The sequence below is a fragment of the Dehalococcoidales bacterium genome (assembly GCA_041656115.1).
In the GTDB taxonomy this organism is placed as follows: Bacteria; Chloroflexota; Dehalococcoidia; order Dehalococcoidales; family UBA5627; genus UBA5627.
In genome coordinates this window covers 57,101-75,166 of sequence record JBBAED010000005.1, presented here as the reverse complement: position 1 = coordinate 75,166, position 18,066 = coordinate 57,101, and the positions used below count along the sequence as shown (strand labels likewise).

The following is an 18,066-nucleotide window of genomic DNA, read 5'->3' as shown; positions in this document are numbered from 1 at the left end:
TTGACACAAATAATTGAATCTTGTGATAACATAGAGTACCATGTTGGTAAAATTTGATTGAGATGCCGTATGAGTACAAACACCACATTTATAACTAACGAAGGCGAGAAAAACCTCAAAAACAGAATCTCTGAGCTAATCGAACACAGCAAGGAACTGAAATTCTTGGTTGGTTTTTTCTATTTCTCCGGAATAAAGGAACTCTACGAATCACTAAAAAAGAACCCCGAAATACAGCTTGATATTCTTGTCGGCTTAGAATCAGATAATACCATATACGGCCTAATCGAATACGACAATCAACAAAAGGGGCTGACAGACAGAGAAAAGTTTGAAAATTTCCTAAGTTCGATTACAAAGTCAATTAACTCCGATGATTTTGATAATCAGGAATTTTACACACAAGCGCACTTCTTTATAGAAGCGATTCAAAACGACAAAATCAGAATCCGTAAAACTTATGAGCCCAATCACGCCAAATTATATGTATTTAAAATGAAGGAATCGCTGGAAAGCCTCCAAAGTTCGCTTTTTATTACCGGCAGCAGCAATCTCACCAAAGCCGGGCTTTCACGTCAAAACGAACTGAACGTTGAAATTAAGGATTACGGTGTCAATGAAGCCGAGGAATATTTTGACAGGCTCTGGGCGGAAGCCGTCAAAATAACCGAAAATCCCGAATATAAAACCAAACTGATTAAAACCATCAAGGACGGAACCTTAATTACCAACGTTACCCCCTACGAGGCATTCGCCCTGATACTAAAAACTTATATTGAACTCCAAGAAAGTAAACAAATCCGGCCAAGTCTGCTGGACTTGTTAAAGAAAAAAGGCTACATAGCATACAAATATCAAACCGATGCCGTCGCCCACGCCCTGTCAATTATTGAGCAGCATCGCGGCGTAATTATTGCCGATGTCGTCGGTTTAGGAAAAAGTATTATTGCGGGTATGATCGCCCACAGTTTAAGGAAGCGCGGCATTATTCTTTGTCCGCCGGGATTGGTCGGCGACGATAATGCTACCACTGGTTGGAAAAAGTATCGCGAAGATTTTGGGTTGTACGATTGGGAAGTCCGTTCTTCGGGGCTGGAAAACCTAAAACGGGTCCATGATTTAGTTCAATCCAACCCCGATTTTGAAGTGGTAATAATTGATGAGGCGCACCGTTTTCGTAACCAGAGCACCGAGGCCTATCATTTACTAAGCAATATCTGCCGCGACAGAATTGTGATACTGCTTACTGCCACCCCCTTCAACAACACCCCCGCCGATTTGCTTTCGATGATTAAATTATTTATTGTTCCCGGGAAACCATCCATAACGCTATCCGGCGACCTTAGCGCCAAATTCAGGTCTTATTCGCATGCTTTCCGGCGCCTTTCCTATATCCGAAAGAATTTCAACTCCAATAACCAGCAAAAGAAAAGCCAGGCGATTACCTATTATGAAACGATGTTCGGTTCAAAAACAATCGATTTGAGTAAAGTCAAAGAGCGAACAAGGCAACTTTCCAAGAATATTCGTAATACTATCTCGCAGGTTACAATCAGACGTAATCGGATAGACCTTAAAAAAGACCCCGAATATTCTAAGGAAATCTATGAGCTTTCCGATGTTAAAGACCCTTGTGAAATATTTTTTGAGCTCACCCCCAAGCAATCCGCATTCTACGATAAAGTCATTAAGGATTATTTTGGGGAATCGGGGCGTTTTACCGGCGCCATCTATCAGCCGTTCCTTTACGATTCCGGCCAGCTTGAAATAGATGAAGAGGATTTAGATAAAGAAGAAAACCGCGAATCCTTAATACAAAGGAACTTGTACGACTTTATGAGAAGGTTGCTGATTAAGCGCTTCGAAAGCTCGTTCGGCTCGTTCCGCCAGAGTATTATCAACTTTAAATCCATCACCGAAAAAATACAGCAGTTTATCGACAACTCCGGCGGAAAGTATATCCTCGACCGTAAACTAATCGACCAAATTTGCGAAGCGGATATTGATGAAATCGAAGAGGAACTGGCTGCCTTTGAAGAACGGCTCAGCCGCGGCAATTTCCCCAAAACCGATAAAGTTTACAAAATTAACGAATTTAAATTAAAAGACCGCTTTTTAAACGATATTAAATCCGATATTAAGCTGTTTAACGATATTTTAGAGGAAATCGAATCCCTTGAGCTGGTTAAAAACGATCCGAAACTGGAAAAACTGGCGCTGGAGATAAAAGCAATCGGCAAAAAGAAAGACGACTCCGGCGACCCCGAACGAAAAATCGTTATTTTTACCGAATATACCGATACCGCCAAATATCTGGAAACCTATTTAAATCAGGAGTTCCCCGACAGTTGTATTACCGTCAAGGGTGATTTAAGCAAAAGCAAAATAGAAGAAATTCTAAAAAACTTCGATGCCACCCACAAAAAACCGAAAAACGATTACAGAATTCTAATTACCACCGACAAAATGTCGGAAGGTTTCAACCTTAACCGTGCGGGGGCGGTAATAAACTATGATATCCCTTGGAATCCGACCCGGGTTATCCAGCGGGTGGGGCGCATTAACCGCATCAGCAAACGTGTTTTTAAAAACCTCTATATTTACAACTTTTTCCCCACTTTACAGGGTTCCACATACGTTAAAAGCCGTGAAATCGCCACCGAAAAGATGTTTTTAATCCATAATGCCCTCGGTGAAGATGCCAAGATATTTGAGCCCGAAGAAGAGCCGAGCGCCTCAAACCTTTTTACGCGCATAATGCGAAACCCCGACGACTTGGAACAGGAAAGCTTCCAAACCAAAGTCAGGCAGCTTTATGCCGAAATTGCCGCTTCATCACCGGAAGTGATTGAAAAAATATCCGCATTGCCCTCGCGAATCAAGGTTGCCAAAGGCTATACCGATAATAATCTAATCGTTTATATCCGAAAAGGTTTGGGGCTTTTTACACGTGCAATTTTAGATAATGCAGATAAGCCCGAAGAGCTTGATTTTGAAGATACCCTTGATTACATCATGTGTGCCAAAGAAGAAAAGGCCTTGGATTTCAGCAAATCGTTTTGGGGTAATTACATGGCCGCCAAAGAGTACAAAGAAACCTCAAGAACGCCTGCCAGCGAGTTAAGCATCGAAAAGAAAGCCTTAAACAACGTCAAGACCCTCTTAAACGGCGGTAATCCGGCATTTGACAGCCTCCTGCCTTTCTTAAGAAACCTGTACGATGATATCTTGGAATACAAAACCCTTTCCGATTACACACTGCGTAAAATCGCCAACCTGCATTCGCAATCCAAAGACGAAGCGAAAACAGAAAAAACAGTCGCCGAAATCAAAATTCTGCAAAAAGAACTCGGCGCCGATTATCTGGATAAAATAAAACTAAGAATAGGGCAAACACAGAAAGAGGTTATTATCGCAATCGAAAACATTAAGGAGCAGGCATGAATACGGAACCTTTAACGCGGATGATTCAAAGCTTCAACTCAAAAAACCTCACCCTCTTTTTACGCAGTAAAACCGATAAATTTGCCGAACTTGCGGAAAATTTAGCAGAGTACAACGATGAGCGGTTTAGCAATTTTGAACGGTTGGGGGAAATCCGCTTTGATAACGGCAACCGGCTGGCAGTCATCACCGCCAAAGTAACAGGCGATCTCAGCGAACGTTCGGGGAAAAAGGCGCAGTACGAAAAGGCCAAGAAAATCCTCAAAGAATTCGAGGTTTATAATGCCGGCTTCTTTGTTTTTTACGATAATCGCGGTAATTTCCGCTTTAGCTTGGTTTACGAACAGGCGGAAGGCATCCGCAAGAAATGGAGCAATTTCCGCCGCTTTACCTATTTCGTTACCAAAGAACAAACCAACAAAACCTTCCGCATCAGAATCGGTGAAAGCAGTTTTGCCGATTTAAACGTTATTAAAGAGGCTTTCTCGGTTGAAAAGGTCAACAAAGAATTTTACCAAGAAATCGCCAAATATTATTATCGGTTAACCGGCAGAAGCAACTGCCAAAAAGAACTGGCATTGCCGTTTGTTTCCGATGATGACAGCCGTAAATACGAGGAATTTGCGGTTCGGCTGATTGGGCGCATTATATTTTGCTGGTTTTTAAAACACAAAAAATCCGCCGCCGGAAAATCGTTAGTCCCCAACGGAATACTATCGACTGACGCCGTTAATTCCAACAGCGATTATTATCATTCAATCCTTGAAAAACTGTTCTTTGAAGCGCTAAATACACCCACGAAGGAAAGAAAAAAGGACATTTTACCGAATGAAGAGGATATCCCTTTCCTAAACGGCGGCTTATTCGAACCGCACGCGAACGATTATTATGCCAATAATCCCAACTACGGGCTCAAAATACCCAATAGCTGGTTTCTTGATTTTTTCTCGACTCTTGAGCAATACAACTTCACCATTGATGAAAACAGCACCGTCGATGCCGAGGTTTCGGTTGACCCCGAAATGCTGGGCAGGGTTTTTGAAAACCTTTTGGCGGAGGTAGTACCCGAAACCGGCGAAACCGCCCGCAAAGCCACCGGCAGTTATTACACACCGCGTGCGATTGTCGATTATATGGTTGAGCAATCGCTAAAACAGTATTTAATCACCAAAACAGAGATTGCCGACGAAAAGCTGGCGGATTTACTTTCGTATGAAGATATTACAACCGATTTTACGGATGCCGAAAAAAACAGCATTGTTACGGCTTTGGACGAAATCAAGATTATCGACCCTGCTTGCGGTTCCGGCGCATTTCCGATGGGGATATTGCACCGCATGTTGCTTACATTGGAAAAGATAGACCCCCAACTTGAGATATGGCAACGGCTTTATATCGGCAATTTAGACCCCGTAGTGCGTAAGACCGTTGAAAAGAATATCAAAAAAGAAAACTGGGCATATATCCGTAAGTTAATGATAATACGGGATTGTATTTACGGTGTTGATATCCAACCGATAGCGGTAGAGATTGCCAAATTACGTTGCTTCCTCTCGCTTGTGGTAGATGAAATTGTAATTGATAACGAGGAAAACCGTGGGATTGAACCTTTGCCCAACTTAGAGTTTAAATTTGTGTCGGCGAATGCCCTTATCGGTCTGCCGGAAGTTGCACAGCAAAGTGCATTCGGGGTTACATCAGCAATCGAAAAGTTAAAAAAATTACGCGCAAATTATTTACGCAGTTACGGTGCCGAAAAATTACAAATCGAAAAAGAATTTCGTGCTACTCAACAAAAGCTTTTTGAAGAAAACGTGCAATGGGCGGTGGCAGATACGCTGGTTAAACAGCTAACCGAATGGAACCCGTTCTCTTATGAAGCCAACTCTTGGTTTGACCCGATATGGATGTTTGGTGTTGAAGATGGATTTGATGTGGTGATAGCCAATCCACCGTATATTGATTCAGAGGGCATGATAAATAGTGGACAAGGCGTATTTCGTGAAATGATTCAACGTTCTTATGAAATGACTAAAGGAAATTGGGACATTTATGTAGCTTTTTTTGAGTTTAGTTTTAAAATGATGTGTACTAACGGAATGCTTGCTTTTATAACGCCAGATAAATGGATATCTAAGCCATTTGGAGATACTCTCAGGATTAGGACTTTTAATAATATCTTTACTGTTTTGAAAGCCGGCCGAGAAGTATTTGAAAATTCAAATGTAGATTCGATAGTATCCTTTTTTTCACAAAAATCAAAAAATACATTAAAAATATATGAGTTTAAAAACAAAGAAATCATTTTCAGCAAAGAAGTTAGTAAAGAACTAGTTGAATCACCTTTTGCATTTGATTTTCTTTTTTCCAATCACATTGATATTCTAACTAAAATCGCATCTTTCCCACAAAAAATATCTGATTGGGGCAATTGTGAAAATGCTTGCGGCACTTCTGATGCATATAAACTAGTTCCTTTAATAAACGATTCCTTAACTGATTATAATCCAAACACGCATCTAAAAATAGTAAATACAGGAACAATAGGGAAATATTTCCCTAAGTGGGGGATACGTGAAATGACCTACTTGGGATGTAAATACCTCCATCCAATTGTCAATAGAGATTTGTTCTTAGATACTTTTAATAACTCTTATGGGAAGAAGTCTGTTAAACCAAAAATAATAATTAAAGGCCTTAATTTACTTGATGCTTGTTTAGATAAAGACGGTTACATTATACCTGGCAAGACAACCTTGATAGTAACCAATTGTAGTGTTTTGGTATTAAAATTGATCTTAGCCTTGATTAATAGTAAATTAGCTTTCTTTTATATTAAAGAGAAATATCCATCCGCTAGTTATAACCAAGGTACTTCATTTACTACTACAATGATTAATAACTTTCCCGTGTGCAAAATATCAGATAAAGTGCGAATCATATTAATTAACCTTGTCGACCAAATTCTTACCATCACCAAAGATACTGATTATTCATCTAATCCTACCAAGCAAGCTAAAGTAAAGGAATTAGAAAGGGAAATCGATGAGTTGGTTTACCAGCTTTATGAACTGACACCGGAAGAAATCGCAATTATTGAAGGCGAAAAGTGAGGGAATTCTCGTAAATTTCTAAACCGCCTAAAACCCAATCACCCCAAAATAAATAAGCTAAGCGCCATAACCGCCATTCCCGCCACAACCCCAATTATTACCAAATGCTCCCGTCCGTAATGATGCGCCATCGGCAATATCTCATCTAAGCTGATATAAATCATAATCCCTGCCACAAATGCCAGCGTCATCGAAAGCACTTCGGGGGTTAGGAAAGGCATAAGCACCAAAAAAGCGATTACAGCCCCTACCGGCTCGGCAAGCCCCGACAAAAAAGAGTAGCCAAAGGCCTTTTTACGGCTGCCGGTAGCAACGAGAATGGGAACCGATACGGCAATGCCTTCGGGAATATTATGCAACGCCACCGCCGCGGCAATAATAACGCCAAGGGTTACATCGCCGGTGGCTGCCGCCGAAAAGGTAACAATGCCCTCGGGGAAGTTATGGATTGCAATCCCTGCGGCAATAAATATCCCGCTTCTTTTTAACGCCGCCATTGAGTTTGATTTCTCTTTGGTTGAATTTTCAATCCCCAAACAGTGATCCGAGGCACATTCCTCTTTGTAGGAGTGCGGAACCAGAATATCAATCAGCGCAAAAAAGATAATGCCGACAAAAAAGGCGAGGTTGGCTTTGGCAAAGCCGATATCGGCAATCGCCGTGCCTAAAAGCTCGGTAAAGGAGATATAAATCATTACGCCGGCGGAAAGACCCAAAAGAACGGCAAGTGTTGAGGGATTAGGTTTACGAATAAAGAAGGCAATCAGGCTGCCGATGCCGGTGGATAGACCGGCAAGCGTGGTAAGAAGTAATGCAAACCCGACATTGATATCCATTTTCTGAGTGCTTTAAATATAGCAGATTCTGCGGCTGTAAGTACACCCCTGTTAGAGAACCAGTTCGTAAGACTTGCCGATATTGGCTGACATATTCGAAGCGCAGCCACCGCAAGAACTGCCGTGACAGCCTCCGCAGCCGGAGGGGGCAGCGGAAATTTCTTTTAACTTACCCTGCCGCACCAGCGTTTCCAGCATCCCTTCAAGAGCGCTTCTTTCAACACCGAGCTTGCGGCTTAAAGCATCAAGGCTAACAGCCCCGCCCGATTTTCTAAATTCATTTAAAACTTGATAAAGCATTAGTAAACTCCTTAAGGGGGAGCCATTTAAGGCCCCCCCAATTGAGATTTTAATCAAACAAACAGACTGCCGATTTGGAAAACAAGCACAGCCATAATCCAGGCGATGGCAGTGGTATACACCGCGGTAAAGATGGTCCACTTCCACGATTTTGTTTCACTGCGGATGGCGCCCAGCGCCGCAACACAGGGAACATACAACAGACTAAATACCATGAAAGACAGCGCGATAAGCGGGGTCCAGCCGAGCTGTGTCATCAGTACATCGCCCAGAAGCCCCTCTTCGACGGCAAACATGGTACCCAGAGCCCCGATAACCACTTCTTTGGCCAGGAAACCGAATATCAGGCTCGCTGATGCCTGCCACTGATCAAATCCGGCCCAGGCAAATACAGGCGCGAAGAAGCTGCCGATTTGACCTACCCAGCTATCGGCGCTGGCATATTCAACACCCCAAGGCATGCTTGAGAGGAACCAGACGACAATCACAGCTATCATAATCAGCGTTCCGGCCTTGCGCAGGAACATCTTGCCCCTCTCCCACATATGGGTAATAACACCGACAAAGGTCGGAACACGATAGGGAGGCAGCTCCATCACGAAATGACCGCTCTCGCCCTTTAATATTGTCTTACGGAATATCCATGCCATTAAAATAGCGATTAAGATACCCAGAAAATACATTGAAAACATTACTACGCCTTGGTTAGACGGGAAGAAGGCGCCAATCAGCAGAACAAATATGGGAAGACGAGCGCCGCAGAGCATAAAAGGATTGATAAGTATGGTGGTTAGCCTGTCTTTCGGGTTTTCGATGGTTCGGCAGGCCATAATGCCGGGGATATTGCAGCCGAAACCGAGCAGCATCGGGATAAACGAACGCCCGTGCAAACCGATTTTATGCATCAAGCGGTCCATCACAAAGGCAGCGCGCGCCATATACCCGGAGTCTTCCAATATCGAGATGGCGATAAAGAGAAGGAATATATTCGGCAGGAAAACGAGTACCGAACCGACGCCTCCGATGATGCCGTCGGCGATTAGCGAACCCAGCCAATCGGGGCTGATATTTGCGGCATAACCTGCCAGCCAGCCGAAGAAAGATTCTATCCAGCCCATAAAAGGCTCGGCTACGGTAAAAACGAACTGGAAAACGAGAAACATTAATGCCATAAAAACAGGGATACCCAACCAGCGGTTGATAATTATTTTATCAATTCTGTCGGAGATACTGAGAGGCTCGACCGAGGGTTTCTCCAGCACATCTTTGAGCAGCCCGCTGATAAACCCGTAGCGCGCATCGGCAATAACCATATCGGCATCGCTGCCGTAAACATTTTGCAATTTAGCCGCTGCTTCACGGCGCAGCTTCAAAATTTCTTCATTTGACATTGGGCACCCCTTCGAATTTCTTGATTATCTCCTCATCACCCTCAAGCAGCTTAATTGCCAGCCAGTGCGGTGAATATTTACCGGCATGAGGGCTTTCGGACAATGCCTTCTCAAGCACCCCTATCTGCTTTTCGACATCCCGACCGTATTCGATTTTAACGCCGGTGCGCGGGTTTTTATCTTCAACGATTTTTACAACCGCCGCCAGCAAATCGGCAACCCCTTTACTTTTATTGGCGACCATCGGTACAACGGGAAGCCCCATTCCTTCAGATAATTTTTTGATATCGATTTTGTGGTTTCGATTTTCCGCTTCATCCATCATATTCAAGGCCAGCAGTACGGGAACATCAAGTTCCATTAACTGCACCGAAAGATAGAGATTTCTTTCCAAATTGGAAGCATCTACAATGTCTACGACTACATCCGGTTTTTCCTCGATAATAAATTTTCTGGCAATCACTTCATCCGGCGAATAAGCTGTCAGGCTGTAAACACCGGGCAAATCAACCACCTTGATTTCATATTCGCCCGAAGAGCAGGTGCCCTCTTTTTTCTCAACCGTTACGCCCGGCCAGTTCCCGACATGCTGCGTTGAACCGGTCAGGCTGTTAAACAGAGTCGTCTTTCCCGAGTTGGGATTACCGACCAAAGCGACGGTGATTCGCTTTTTATTCATGTTGTGATGTCTCCTGATTCATAAATTTTATTTACATTTATCCGATTTTCAGTACCGATTAAATCAATCGATAACGGCAGGCTCTTTGGAAGTCTGCTCGTTACCGCAGCCTGTATCTTGTTCATCGGCAATATTACGCACCAATATTTTGTGTGCAACACCGCAGCCCAACCCCAGCCGCGAACCCCTAACATCAAGTACAAGCGGCCCGCGGCAGCTCCCCCCGATTATCGAAACTGGGGAACCGACGGTCAATCCCATATCCGCAAGCCTCTGAGTCATACCGAAACCGCCGACAAATCCGGTAATCATTAATTTTTTCCCGGCGTCCGCAAAAATCAGCGGGAATTCCTTATTCGTCATTTTGTTGAACCTCCACCGTAATCCAATTAGCCTCAGACTTGCGCAAGCTGAGATTGTAACCTTTAATTTTAATTTCAATCGGGTCTCCGAGCGGAGCCACGCCCATCATTTCCACCTCTGCCCCTTTGACAACACCAAGGTCCAATAACCTTCGAAAAAAGCTGCCGTTACCGGTAATTTTGGTTATTTTTCCCTTTTCACCATTCTTTAATTCGTCCAACTTCTTTTCAGTCATCCGATTTTCTCCTGTAACTTTCCTTCTATTTTGCGCAGGCTCCGTTTGAACCTCGATAATATTGATAATTATGTTATTTATCCGTGTTTTGATTGTTCCAAGCCTCAAAAATATCTCTGTTGAGGCAGATTGTTAGATTAGGCTAACAATTAGGCGTAAAAAAATACACTAGCAGTAATCTGCAAACCTATCTTTGATATGCCGATCATCTTTGCCATGTTTAATATAGCGATTAAAAACATCCCCCCAGTCCGATTGACCCGGATGGCAGGCAAGAACGAAATCCATGAATTTCTCAAGGTGTTTGATGGTTTCTCGGCTCATTACATGTTCCATCTTGCAGGCATCCTCGGCAGCCGTTTCCGGATTAACCCTAAGGATATCAACCAGAAAGCTGATTAGCGTTTTGTGACGGCGATATATCTCATCGGCAACTCTGGCGCCTTCGGGTGTCAAATCGATATCCCCGTAAGGCTCATGGATAACATATCCGGCATCGGAGAGCTTCTTTAGTGCCCAGTTTACGCTCGGCTTCTTTACCCCTATTATTTCGCTGATGGCTGTCACGGTAGAATCCCGGCCCTCCTCTTTCAGCATCGCAATAGCTTCGAGGTAATCCTCCATACTGGCAGTCGTTTTTCTCTTCGTGTTTTCCATTTTATATCATTGCTTCCATTTGTTAGTCTTGTCTAACTTAATACAGAAGTATACAGCAACAAAATATACTCTGTCAAGCGCCCGGAAAATATTTTTTAAAAACTTTGGGAAAATTCAATATGCTACCGGCTCCAACCTATTGATTTCTCTCCCTGATAGTGATATTATTATGATATCACAATGATATGAAAAAGGAGGTTATAATGAAAGAAAAAGTTACCAAAACGTACAACGGCTTTTTAATGCTGGCGGTTGCCATTATTTTGGCAGTGGCGGCAATCGTGCTGTTTGTTTTAAGCGCCGACGGGTCGCCGGTGTGGATGATTGTTCTGGCAAGTATCATAACAGCCGTCGATGTGATTTTGGTTCTTCCTGGGCTCTTTATTGTTAACCCCAACGAAACCAAGGTTACCATTCTTTTCGGTAAATATGCCGGAACGGTCAGAGAAAACGGATTCTTCTGGGCTAACCCGTTTTTTGCCAAGAAGAAGATGAGTTTGCGCGCGCGCAATTTAAGCGGTCAGAAACTAAAGGTTAACGATAAAGTCGGTAACCCGATTGAGATTGCCGCCGTTATTGTCTGGAAGGTTGAAGACACCTTTAAAGCCAGTTTTGATGTCGATAACTACGAGCAGTATGTAATTATCCAAAGTGAGGCCTCTGTGCGTCACCTGGCGCAATCCTACCCCTATGATTCATTTGAGGATACCAACGAGGAGCAATTGACTCTGCGTGCCAGCACCGAAAAAATCAACCAAATGCTGGAAGCCGAATTACAGGAAAGGCTGGGCAGGGCCGGTGTTACGGTCATTGAAGCAAGGCTGAGCCATTTAGCTTATGCGCCGGAAATCGCCGAAGCGATGCTGCGCCGTCAACAGGCATCGGCAGTGGTTGCCGCCCGAAGCCAAATTGTAAACGGTGCCGTCAGTATGGTGGAAATGGCGCTTTCACAGCTTGCCGAAAAGCACTTAGTCGATTTGGACGAAGAGAAAAAGGCGGCTATGGTCAGTAATCTTTTGGTCGTTCTGTGCAGCGAATCATCAACTTCACCGGTAATTAACACCGGCACGCTTTACCAGTAAAAACGAGAAAGGTTTTAAATGAAAAAGGGAGAACGGAAAAGCTACCTCCTCCGCATTAACGGAGAACTATGGGATAGCCTCAACGAGTGGGCGGCTCAGGAGTTCCGCAGTGTTAACGGACAAATCGAGCTGATTCTGCAAAATGCCGTAAACGACCGCAAAAAGAAGGCCAAAAAAGAAGCCAAAGAAAACGATTAAAAAGATTACAAACTAAGCAAAGAAGGCCCCCGCTAAAAATCAGCGAGGGCTTTTTGGTTTTTGTTCTTAAACGGATAAATTAAATGTTTCGGGGATGATACGTTTGTGTGAAAAGATTTTTATAATAATTCGGATAGAACCGGCTTAAAGGCGTTAGACCAAAAGCCTTTTAAAACCGATACTGGCAAGCACCAACAGCACCGCTGCCGAAATAACGATAATAAGAATATCCGTTCCCAGTCCGGAAAGGTCGCCGGTAACCAGAAGCGATCTTAAAGCATCGACAATATAGCTTAAGGGGTTAACAATGGCAATCGCCTGAAGCCAGCCGGGCATAATCGATATCGGATAGATAGCGCTGGAAGCAAAAAAGAGCGGCATTGTAAGCGCCTGCCCAACCCCCATCATCCGCTCCCGCGTACGAAAAACCGATGCCAAAGCCATACTCATTGCCGAAAAACATATTCCGCACAAAATTATGATTAAAAGCATTCCCAGGATGCTCAGCGGGGTAAGGATTAAATCGATACCGATTACAAGCGCAATTACCAGTATGCCGAGCGCCTGAAACGAACCGCGCAAACCGCCCGCAAGTGATTTACCGATTACAATTGATGAACGCGGCGCCGGTGTCGATAACAGCTTATTTAAGATGCCTAAGTCGCGCTCCCAGACAACATTAATGCCAAAGAAGATGGCGGCAAAAATAACCGACTGCGCCAATATGCCCGGGGTTAAGAATTGCAAGTAGGTGTAATCACCGGTGGGAATAACACGAATATTGCTAAATGTTACCCCAAAAATAGTCAGCCACAATATCGGCTGGATTAAGCGCATCAAAATCTGGGTTTGATCGTGCCTGATTTTACGCATTTCCAATTCGGTAATCGCCAGCATCGTAGTGGCATAACGCGCAAACTTCATTTTGCCATCCTTCCGTAGGCCGCCCGAATCTTTTTGGTCTGCGCCCAGCCGGCACCGTCATCGATACGCGAACCGGTGTACTTTAAAAAGACATCGTCCAAAGACGGTTTTTTAAGATAGATTGATTCAAGATCAATGCCCTGCTCTTTAAACCCGCTAACAATACGCGGAATAGCGTTTTCACCGTTTTCAACCAGTAAATCGGCATTGCCGTTAGTCGCTTCGCCGATTGTTTTATAGCCCAGCTTTTGAATCGCTTCGCCAAGCGCAGCGTTTTTTGCACTCACCGTCACCACATCACCGCCGACAGTCGCTTTTAAGTAAGCGGGTGTTCCGATTACTACCAGTTTACCCTTATCCATAATGCCGATTCTGTCACAGAGGGCATCCGCTTCAACCATATCATGCGTGGTCAGGAAAACGGTGGTGCCGAGTTCTTGCCTGAGGCTGCGCACCATTTCCCACATTGCGTTGCGGGAGTTGGGGTCAAGGCCGATACTCGGTTCGTCAAGAAAGAGGATTTGAGGTCTGTTAATTAAGGATTGAGCAAGTTCCAAGCGGCGCATCATCCCGCCCGAATAGGTTTTAACCATATCGTTTGCGCGATCCGCCAAACCGATATACTCCAGCACTTCGCTGATGCGCTTTTTTCTTTGTGAGGACGGAACACCGTAAAGTTTGGAATAAATTAAAAGGTTTTCGTAGGCCGTAATCTCACCGTCAACCGAAATCCCTTGCGGCACATAACCGGCAAGCTGGCGGATTTTATCGGCCTCTTTTTTTACATCCAAGCCCAAAACACTTACTTTGCCCGCCGTCGGCTGTATTAACGTTAAAAGAATACGAATGGTAGTAGTTTTACCGGCGCCGTTCGGCCCTAAAAACCCGAAGACTTCCCCGCGCTCAACGCGAAAGAAAATACCGTCAACCGCTTTTATTTTACGATAACTTTTCTCCAGATTTTCAACAATAACCGCTGCTTCTCGGTTCATTTCAGCCATAACTTTCTTAACGCCTTATCGCGGGGTTTTTAAGCCCTCTTTTTGGTAAATTATCTTCCCGATATTTTAGGCATGCTGAAATTTTTTGTCAAAAACGAAACGTGTTTTTCGGATTATTGCTTAAAATTTTATAAGTAAAAAACATCTCACTCCGCCAGCTTAACCTGCACCGGTGCACGTTCAAAATCAGCAGCGTCCGTCAGAGTGCGCGGACGCAATCCCGCTATAAAAGCCACAAATCTGTCGGGGATAACTTCCAAGCGCGTATTGTAATACGTGGCAATTTCATTGTAGTAGTCGCGTGCCAAAGCAATTCGCTGTTCGGTTGAGGAGAGCTCTTTTTGTAAGTGCAAGAAGTTTTGAGAGGCTTTAAGCTCCGGATAACACTCGATAATTATGTTAAACAGCGGGGCAACGCCTTTAAAATCCGCGCTATCTTCTTCGGAGGCGGGCGCTCGCCCTTGAGTGCGTAACTCGCCAAGCAAGCACTGGATATCGGCTTCATAGCCGCGGTAGCCTTCCACGGCACTCACTAAGTTGGGGATTAAATCATGGCGGCGTTTTAACTGAATATCAACCTGCGACCAGCCCTGTTTAACGCGGTTATGCAAGTTAATCAGGCTGTTGTAAACATTAAAAACCCAACTAAGAACAAATACCAAAAAATAGATTGCGGCGGTAATTGCAAACGGTTCCCAAAGGAACGTTGAATTCTCTGTGCCGATATATGTCAAGGCAGCGGCAACACCGAGAGCCGTTAACAACCCTCCGATAAACCACAGCCAAAACCCCCACAAATAGGAAGTGCTTAGCTGCTTTTCGGTGCGTGTCGATATTAAAAACATTGGGGCATTTTTATTATAGGCGATTTCGGCGGCAACAATGTCTTCCCTTTCGCGCGCTTGCCCGATAATATAAAGCTGGCTGTGCAGCGGAATCGCCGATTCGTAAAACCTCCGGCGGTGGGTTGTATCGGCAATTTCGCCGACCGGACATTTACCGAAATACAAAATGTCTTTGGGTGTGCAAGTTTCTTCAAATACCTTAATATTTTCGATTTTAGCTTTCTCCGGAACAATGCGAATTAAGCCGGTTTCATCTTTTAAATAAAAAGGGGCGCTTACTTCTTTGCCGGCAATCTTTTTCCAACCGCTCTCGGTACGTGTTCTGGATTGCGTGCGCCCTTCTGAATCAATATAGGTTTCATGAACTATCCGCGACCAATGTTCATCAACCTGCCATTCATACTGCACGCATGCCTTGCCGGAAAGATAAGCGGTAAAAGGGGTCTCGCTTTCGGCAGTGCCCTTCAGTTCCGTAAGCCCGATAAAAACGCCTCGCGTTTTGGATGTCGGGCAATCGTCAATTGTACGTTTGCACTTAAACGCACGAAAGGCCGCAAAAATGCAACCGATGGCCAAAAGCCCGATCACAGCGGCGATAATAATTGATAGGGTTTGGGGCGACATGCATCAATTTTAGAACAGCCTGAGGGGAAGGTCAATTGCGGCCAAAACCGTTTTTGTCGGAAACGATCTCCGTGCTATAATTAATCTTACTTTAAACGAAAAACCATATGATAGCGATTAATTTTTTACTTGTTGCGGCGCTGGCCGTTTTAGAGCTGTGGGCGGCTGTTCCGCTCGGCTTTGTGATGGGTTTACACCCCCTGGCAATTTCTGTTGCCACCGCAACCGGGGCAATAATCTGTGTCTTTATTGTAATCTTTGCCGGGAAGCATTTACGCAGTTTCCTGTTAAAATTCTATGAACAACAAGACAGCGACAAGAAACCGGGTTTAGTGCAAAGGATTTGGCAAAAATACGGCGTTATCGGGCTGGGATTGCTTTCACCCTTTCTTACCGGCGTCCTTTTCGGGGCGGCAATCGGCGTTGCATCGGGCATCCCCGGTAAAAAGCTTGTTTTTTGGATGACAATCGGAATAATCCTTTGGACGGCAATATTGGTGCTGTTGGGGGTGGCGGGAATCAAGATTTTCTCGTAGGATAACCGTAAAAACAGAGAAACTCCTAGCGGCAAAGGTACATACAAATCGCCCCGCAAGCAGCCACGTTCAAAGATTCGGCCTTATCTTCAATCGGAATTTTTATTCTGAAATCAGCCGCCTTTAAAACTTCTTCGGATAAGCCGGAGGCTTCGTTACCCAGCGCCAGTATTAATTTCTCCGTCTTTTGCAAAGGAGATGTGTCATCTTCCCCGTCCAAAGCGGTCGCAATAACGGAGTAGCCTTCTGTTTTTAACGCGTTGATGACATTAAGATAGTTATTTGTTCTTCTTATCCACAAAGAAAGCAGTGTGCCGGCCGTTGACTGCACCGCTTTCGGCGCAAGCGGGTCGGCGCATTTTTCGCTCATAACAATCCCTGTAAAACCAAAAGCAACCGCCGTGCGAATAAGCGTGCCCAGGTTTCCGGGGTCTTGGATATCTTCCAAAAGAAGGATTTTTGCACCGGGGTTAGCCGGGATTTTATTGCTGTAAATATCGGCGGGAATCTTAACAACGGCAACAATTCCTTGGGGGGTGGTTGCGGAGGTTATCAAGCGCAGCTGCCCCGCTGTGATACGCCTGTAAGGGTATGTATCGCCAAAAGAGGGCGCTTCATCCGTTAACAATAGCTCTCTAATGGCTTCGGGGTTATTAAGGGCAATTTGCGCTACCGCCCGCTCCCCTTCCGCCAAAAAGAAACCGGCTTCAATCCTCTTTTTCTTATCGCCCAGCTCTTTATACCACTTAAGCGGTTTAAGAGGCTCTCTTTCAGGTTCGTATGTCATAGTAAACCTTCAAAAATTACTTGCGCCTATAATATAGCACGTTAGGCAGAGAATTAGAACGGTTATCAAAATTACGGATTAGGTTTGCAATCAGAGCGTAACGGCAATATAAACCATAAAATAATGGAATATTGCTCCCAATAAAATAAAGACATGGAATATTTCGTGAAAACCGAACACCCCTCGAACCGGATTTGGTTTTTTAAGGGCATAGATTATCGCGCCGATACTGTAAGCAACCCCTCCGCCAATCAGCAGCAAAAAGGATAAACCGGACATATTATGCCAGAGGATATTCATCGGGATTACCGCCATCCAGCCCATTAAAAGATAAAGAATCGGCGAAATTACACGCGGAGCGCGCATATAAAAGAATTTAAAGAATATCCCCGCCAAAACACAGCCCCATTGCACGCCGATAATACTCCAAAACCATGCCCCGCCGAGATAGGCATAGCACATCGGGGTATAGGTACCGGCAATCATAATAAAGATGGCAATATGATCCAGTTTCCGCCAAATATTTACCGCATTTTCTTCTTGTTTTTGCGCATGGTAAATTCCGCTGGCCAGAAATAGGCAAAGCGCTCCCAGCCCGTAAACAAGCGATAAAATAAAGTAATCCCACCTGCCCCAAGTTACCGCAAGTAAAATCACAAGCCCCGCCAGCGCAAGAACCGCCCCCGCCAGATGGGTATATGCCGATACTTTTTCCGAATGTCTGATATTAATCACACTGCCTCCGAATATTCGCTAATTATACACCAATTAAGTTTTTGTGTTTTCGGATTGTCTTAATCGGTACGATGTGAAATGAACTTAAGACAGCTTGGCAATCGTCCGAAACTCTGTATTTTATGAAAAGACAGGAGGAATAAAACCCATCCCTGTATTTATTTTAATATTCCGCAATTAAAGAAAAAGAGCCCCCAAAGATATTGCATTGCGCCGGTTTATGGGGTAGAATGAGGGTACGGTTACGGGAGAAATAGATGAGATGATACTTCTGATTTTCTATGGAGAGGCCCTTGGGGGTGAACAAAAATAAAAG

17 protein-coding genes are annotated in these 18,066 nt (G+C 44.3%); 5 read left to right on the top strand and 12 right to left on the bottom strand.

The window, feature by feature from the left end:
- Window positions 1-69 precede the first annotated feature (69 nt).
- Entirely contained in the window at window positions 70-3,444 is a 3,375-nt protein-coding gene (locus WC958_04455; protein ID MFA5629482.1) for a helicase-related protein, read from the top strand.
- On the top strand, window positions 3,441-6,557 hold the full coding sequence (locus tag WC958_04450; protein ID MFA5629481.1) for an N-6 DNA methylase: 3,117 nt from the start codon (window positions 3,441-3,443) through the stop codon (window positions 6,555-6,557). Before WC958_04455 ends, WC958_04450 begins: the two co-directional genes overlap by 4 nt.
- 38 nt (window positions 6,558-6,595) lie before the next feature.
- Here WC958_04450 and zupT read toward each other — a convergent pair whose 3' ends face one another.
- The 7 genes from zupT to WC958_04415 all read right to left on the bottom strand — a co-directional run bounded on the left by zupT (window position 6,596) and on the right by WC958_04415 (window position 11,018).
- Window positions 6,596-7,393: a zinc transporter ZupT gene (gene zupT, locus WC958_04445; protein ID MFA5629480.1), complete on the bottom strand. Its 798-nt coding sequence runs from the start codon at window positions 7,391-7,393 to the stop codon at window positions 6,596-6,598.
- 51 nt (window positions 7,394-7,444) lie between these two features.
- A complete protein-coding gene (locus tag WC958_04440; protein ID MFA5629479.1) occupies window positions 7,445-7,693 on the bottom strand; it encodes a FeoC-like transcriptional regulator in 249 nt (82 codons plus the stop codon).
- A gap of 53 nt (window positions 7,694-7,746) precedes the next feature.
- Window positions 7,747-9,084 carry a ferrous iron transport protein B gene (gene feoB / locus WC958_04435; protein ID MFA5629478.1) on the bottom strand — a complete coding sequence of 446 codons (1,338 nt, stop codon included), beginning with the start codon at window positions 9,082-9,084 and terminating at the stop codon, window positions 7,747-7,749.
- Entirely contained in the window at window positions 9,074-9,763 is a 690-nt protein-coding gene (locus WC958_04430; GenBank protein MFA5629477.1) for a FeoB small GTPase domain-containing protein, read from the bottom strand. Before WC958_04430 ends, feoB begins: the two co-directional genes overlap by 11 nt.
- 63 nt (window positions 9,764-9,826) lie before the next feature.
- Entirely contained in the window at window positions 9,827-10,126 is a 300-nt protein-coding gene (locus WC958_04425; GenBank protein ID MFA5629476.1) for a FeoA family protein, read from the bottom strand.
- The gene (locus tag WC958_04420; GenBank protein MFA5629475.1) at window positions 10,116-10,361 is read right to left on the bottom strand and encodes a ferrous iron transport protein A; all 246 of its coding nucleotides are present in this window, start codon (window positions 10,359-10,361) and stop codon (window positions 10,116-10,118) included. Before WC958_04420 ends, WC958_04425 begins: the two co-directional genes overlap by 11 nt.
- A 168-nt stretch (window positions 10,362-10,529) precedes the next feature.
- Window positions 10,530-11,018 (bottom strand): metal-dependent transcriptional regulator, encoded by a 489-nt coding sequence (locus WC958_04415; GenBank protein MFA5629474.1) that lies wholly within the window; start codon window positions 11,016-11,018, stop codon window positions 10,530-10,532.
- Between the two features lie 203 nt (window positions 11,019-11,221).
- Here WC958_04415 and WC958_04410 point away from each other — a divergent pair, with 203 nt between their 5' ends.
- Both WC958_04410 and WC958_04405 read left to right on the top strand, forming a co-directional pair.
- Window positions 11,222-12,100, top strand: a complete 879-nt coding sequence (locus WC958_04410) for an SPFH domain-containing protein (GenBank protein MFA5629473.1) — start codon at window positions 11,222-11,224, stop codon at window positions 12,098-12,100.
- Between the two features lie 18 nt (window positions 12,101-12,118).
- Window positions 12,119-12,298 (top strand): DNA-binding protein, encoded by a 180-nt coding sequence (locus WC958_04405; protein MFA5629472.1) that lies wholly within the window; start codon window positions 12,119-12,121, stop codon window positions 12,296-12,298.
- Window positions 12,299-12,451: 153 nt separating this feature from the next.
- On the opposite strand, the gene WC958_04400 is transcribed toward WC958_04405, so the two are convergent.
- From WC958_04400 to WC958_04390, 3 genes are all read right to left on the bottom strand, one after another.
- Window positions 12,452-13,222: an ABC transporter permease gene (locus WC958_04400; protein MFA5629471.1), complete on the bottom strand. Its 771-nt coding sequence runs from the start codon at window positions 13,220-13,222 to the stop codon at window positions 12,452-12,454.
- The gene (locus WC958_04395; GenBank protein ID MFA5629470.1) at window positions 13,219-14,223 is read right to left on the bottom strand and encodes an ATP-binding cassette domain-containing protein; all 1,005 of its coding nucleotides are present in this window, start codon (window positions 14,221-14,223) and stop codon (window positions 13,219-13,221) included. The genes WC958_04400 and WC958_04395 overlap by 4 nt, the downstream gene beginning before the upstream one ends.
- A gap of 146 nt (window positions 14,224-14,369) precedes the next feature.
- A complete protein-coding gene (locus tag WC958_04390; GenBank protein ID MFA5629469.1) occupies window positions 14,370-15,692 on the bottom strand; it encodes a LemA family protein in 1,323 nt (440 codons plus the stop codon).
- Window positions 15,693-15,799: 107 nt separating this feature from the next.
- Here WC958_04390 and WC958_04385 point away from each other — a divergent pair, with 107 nt between their 5' ends.
- A complete protein-coding gene (locus tag WC958_04385) occupies window positions 15,800-16,228 on the top strand; it encodes a small multi-drug export protein (protein ID MFA5629468.1) in 429 nt (142 codons plus the stop codon).
- A 25-nt stretch (window positions 16,229-16,253) separates the two neighbouring features.
- On the opposite strand, the gene WC958_04380 is transcribed toward WC958_04385, so the two are convergent.
- Window positions 16,254-17,015, bottom strand: coding sequence for an RNA methyltransferase (locus tag WC958_04380; GenBank protein ID MFA5629467.1), 762 nt, complete (start codon window positions 17,013-17,015; stop codon window positions 16,254-16,256).
- Between the two features lie 90 nt (window positions 17,016-17,105).
- Window positions 17,106-17,750: a hemolysin III family protein gene (locus WC958_04375; GenBank protein MFA5629466.1), complete on the bottom strand. Its 645-nt coding sequence runs from the start codon at window positions 17,748-17,750 to the stop codon at window positions 17,106-17,108.
- Window positions 17,751-18,066: the final 316 nt, after the last annotated feature.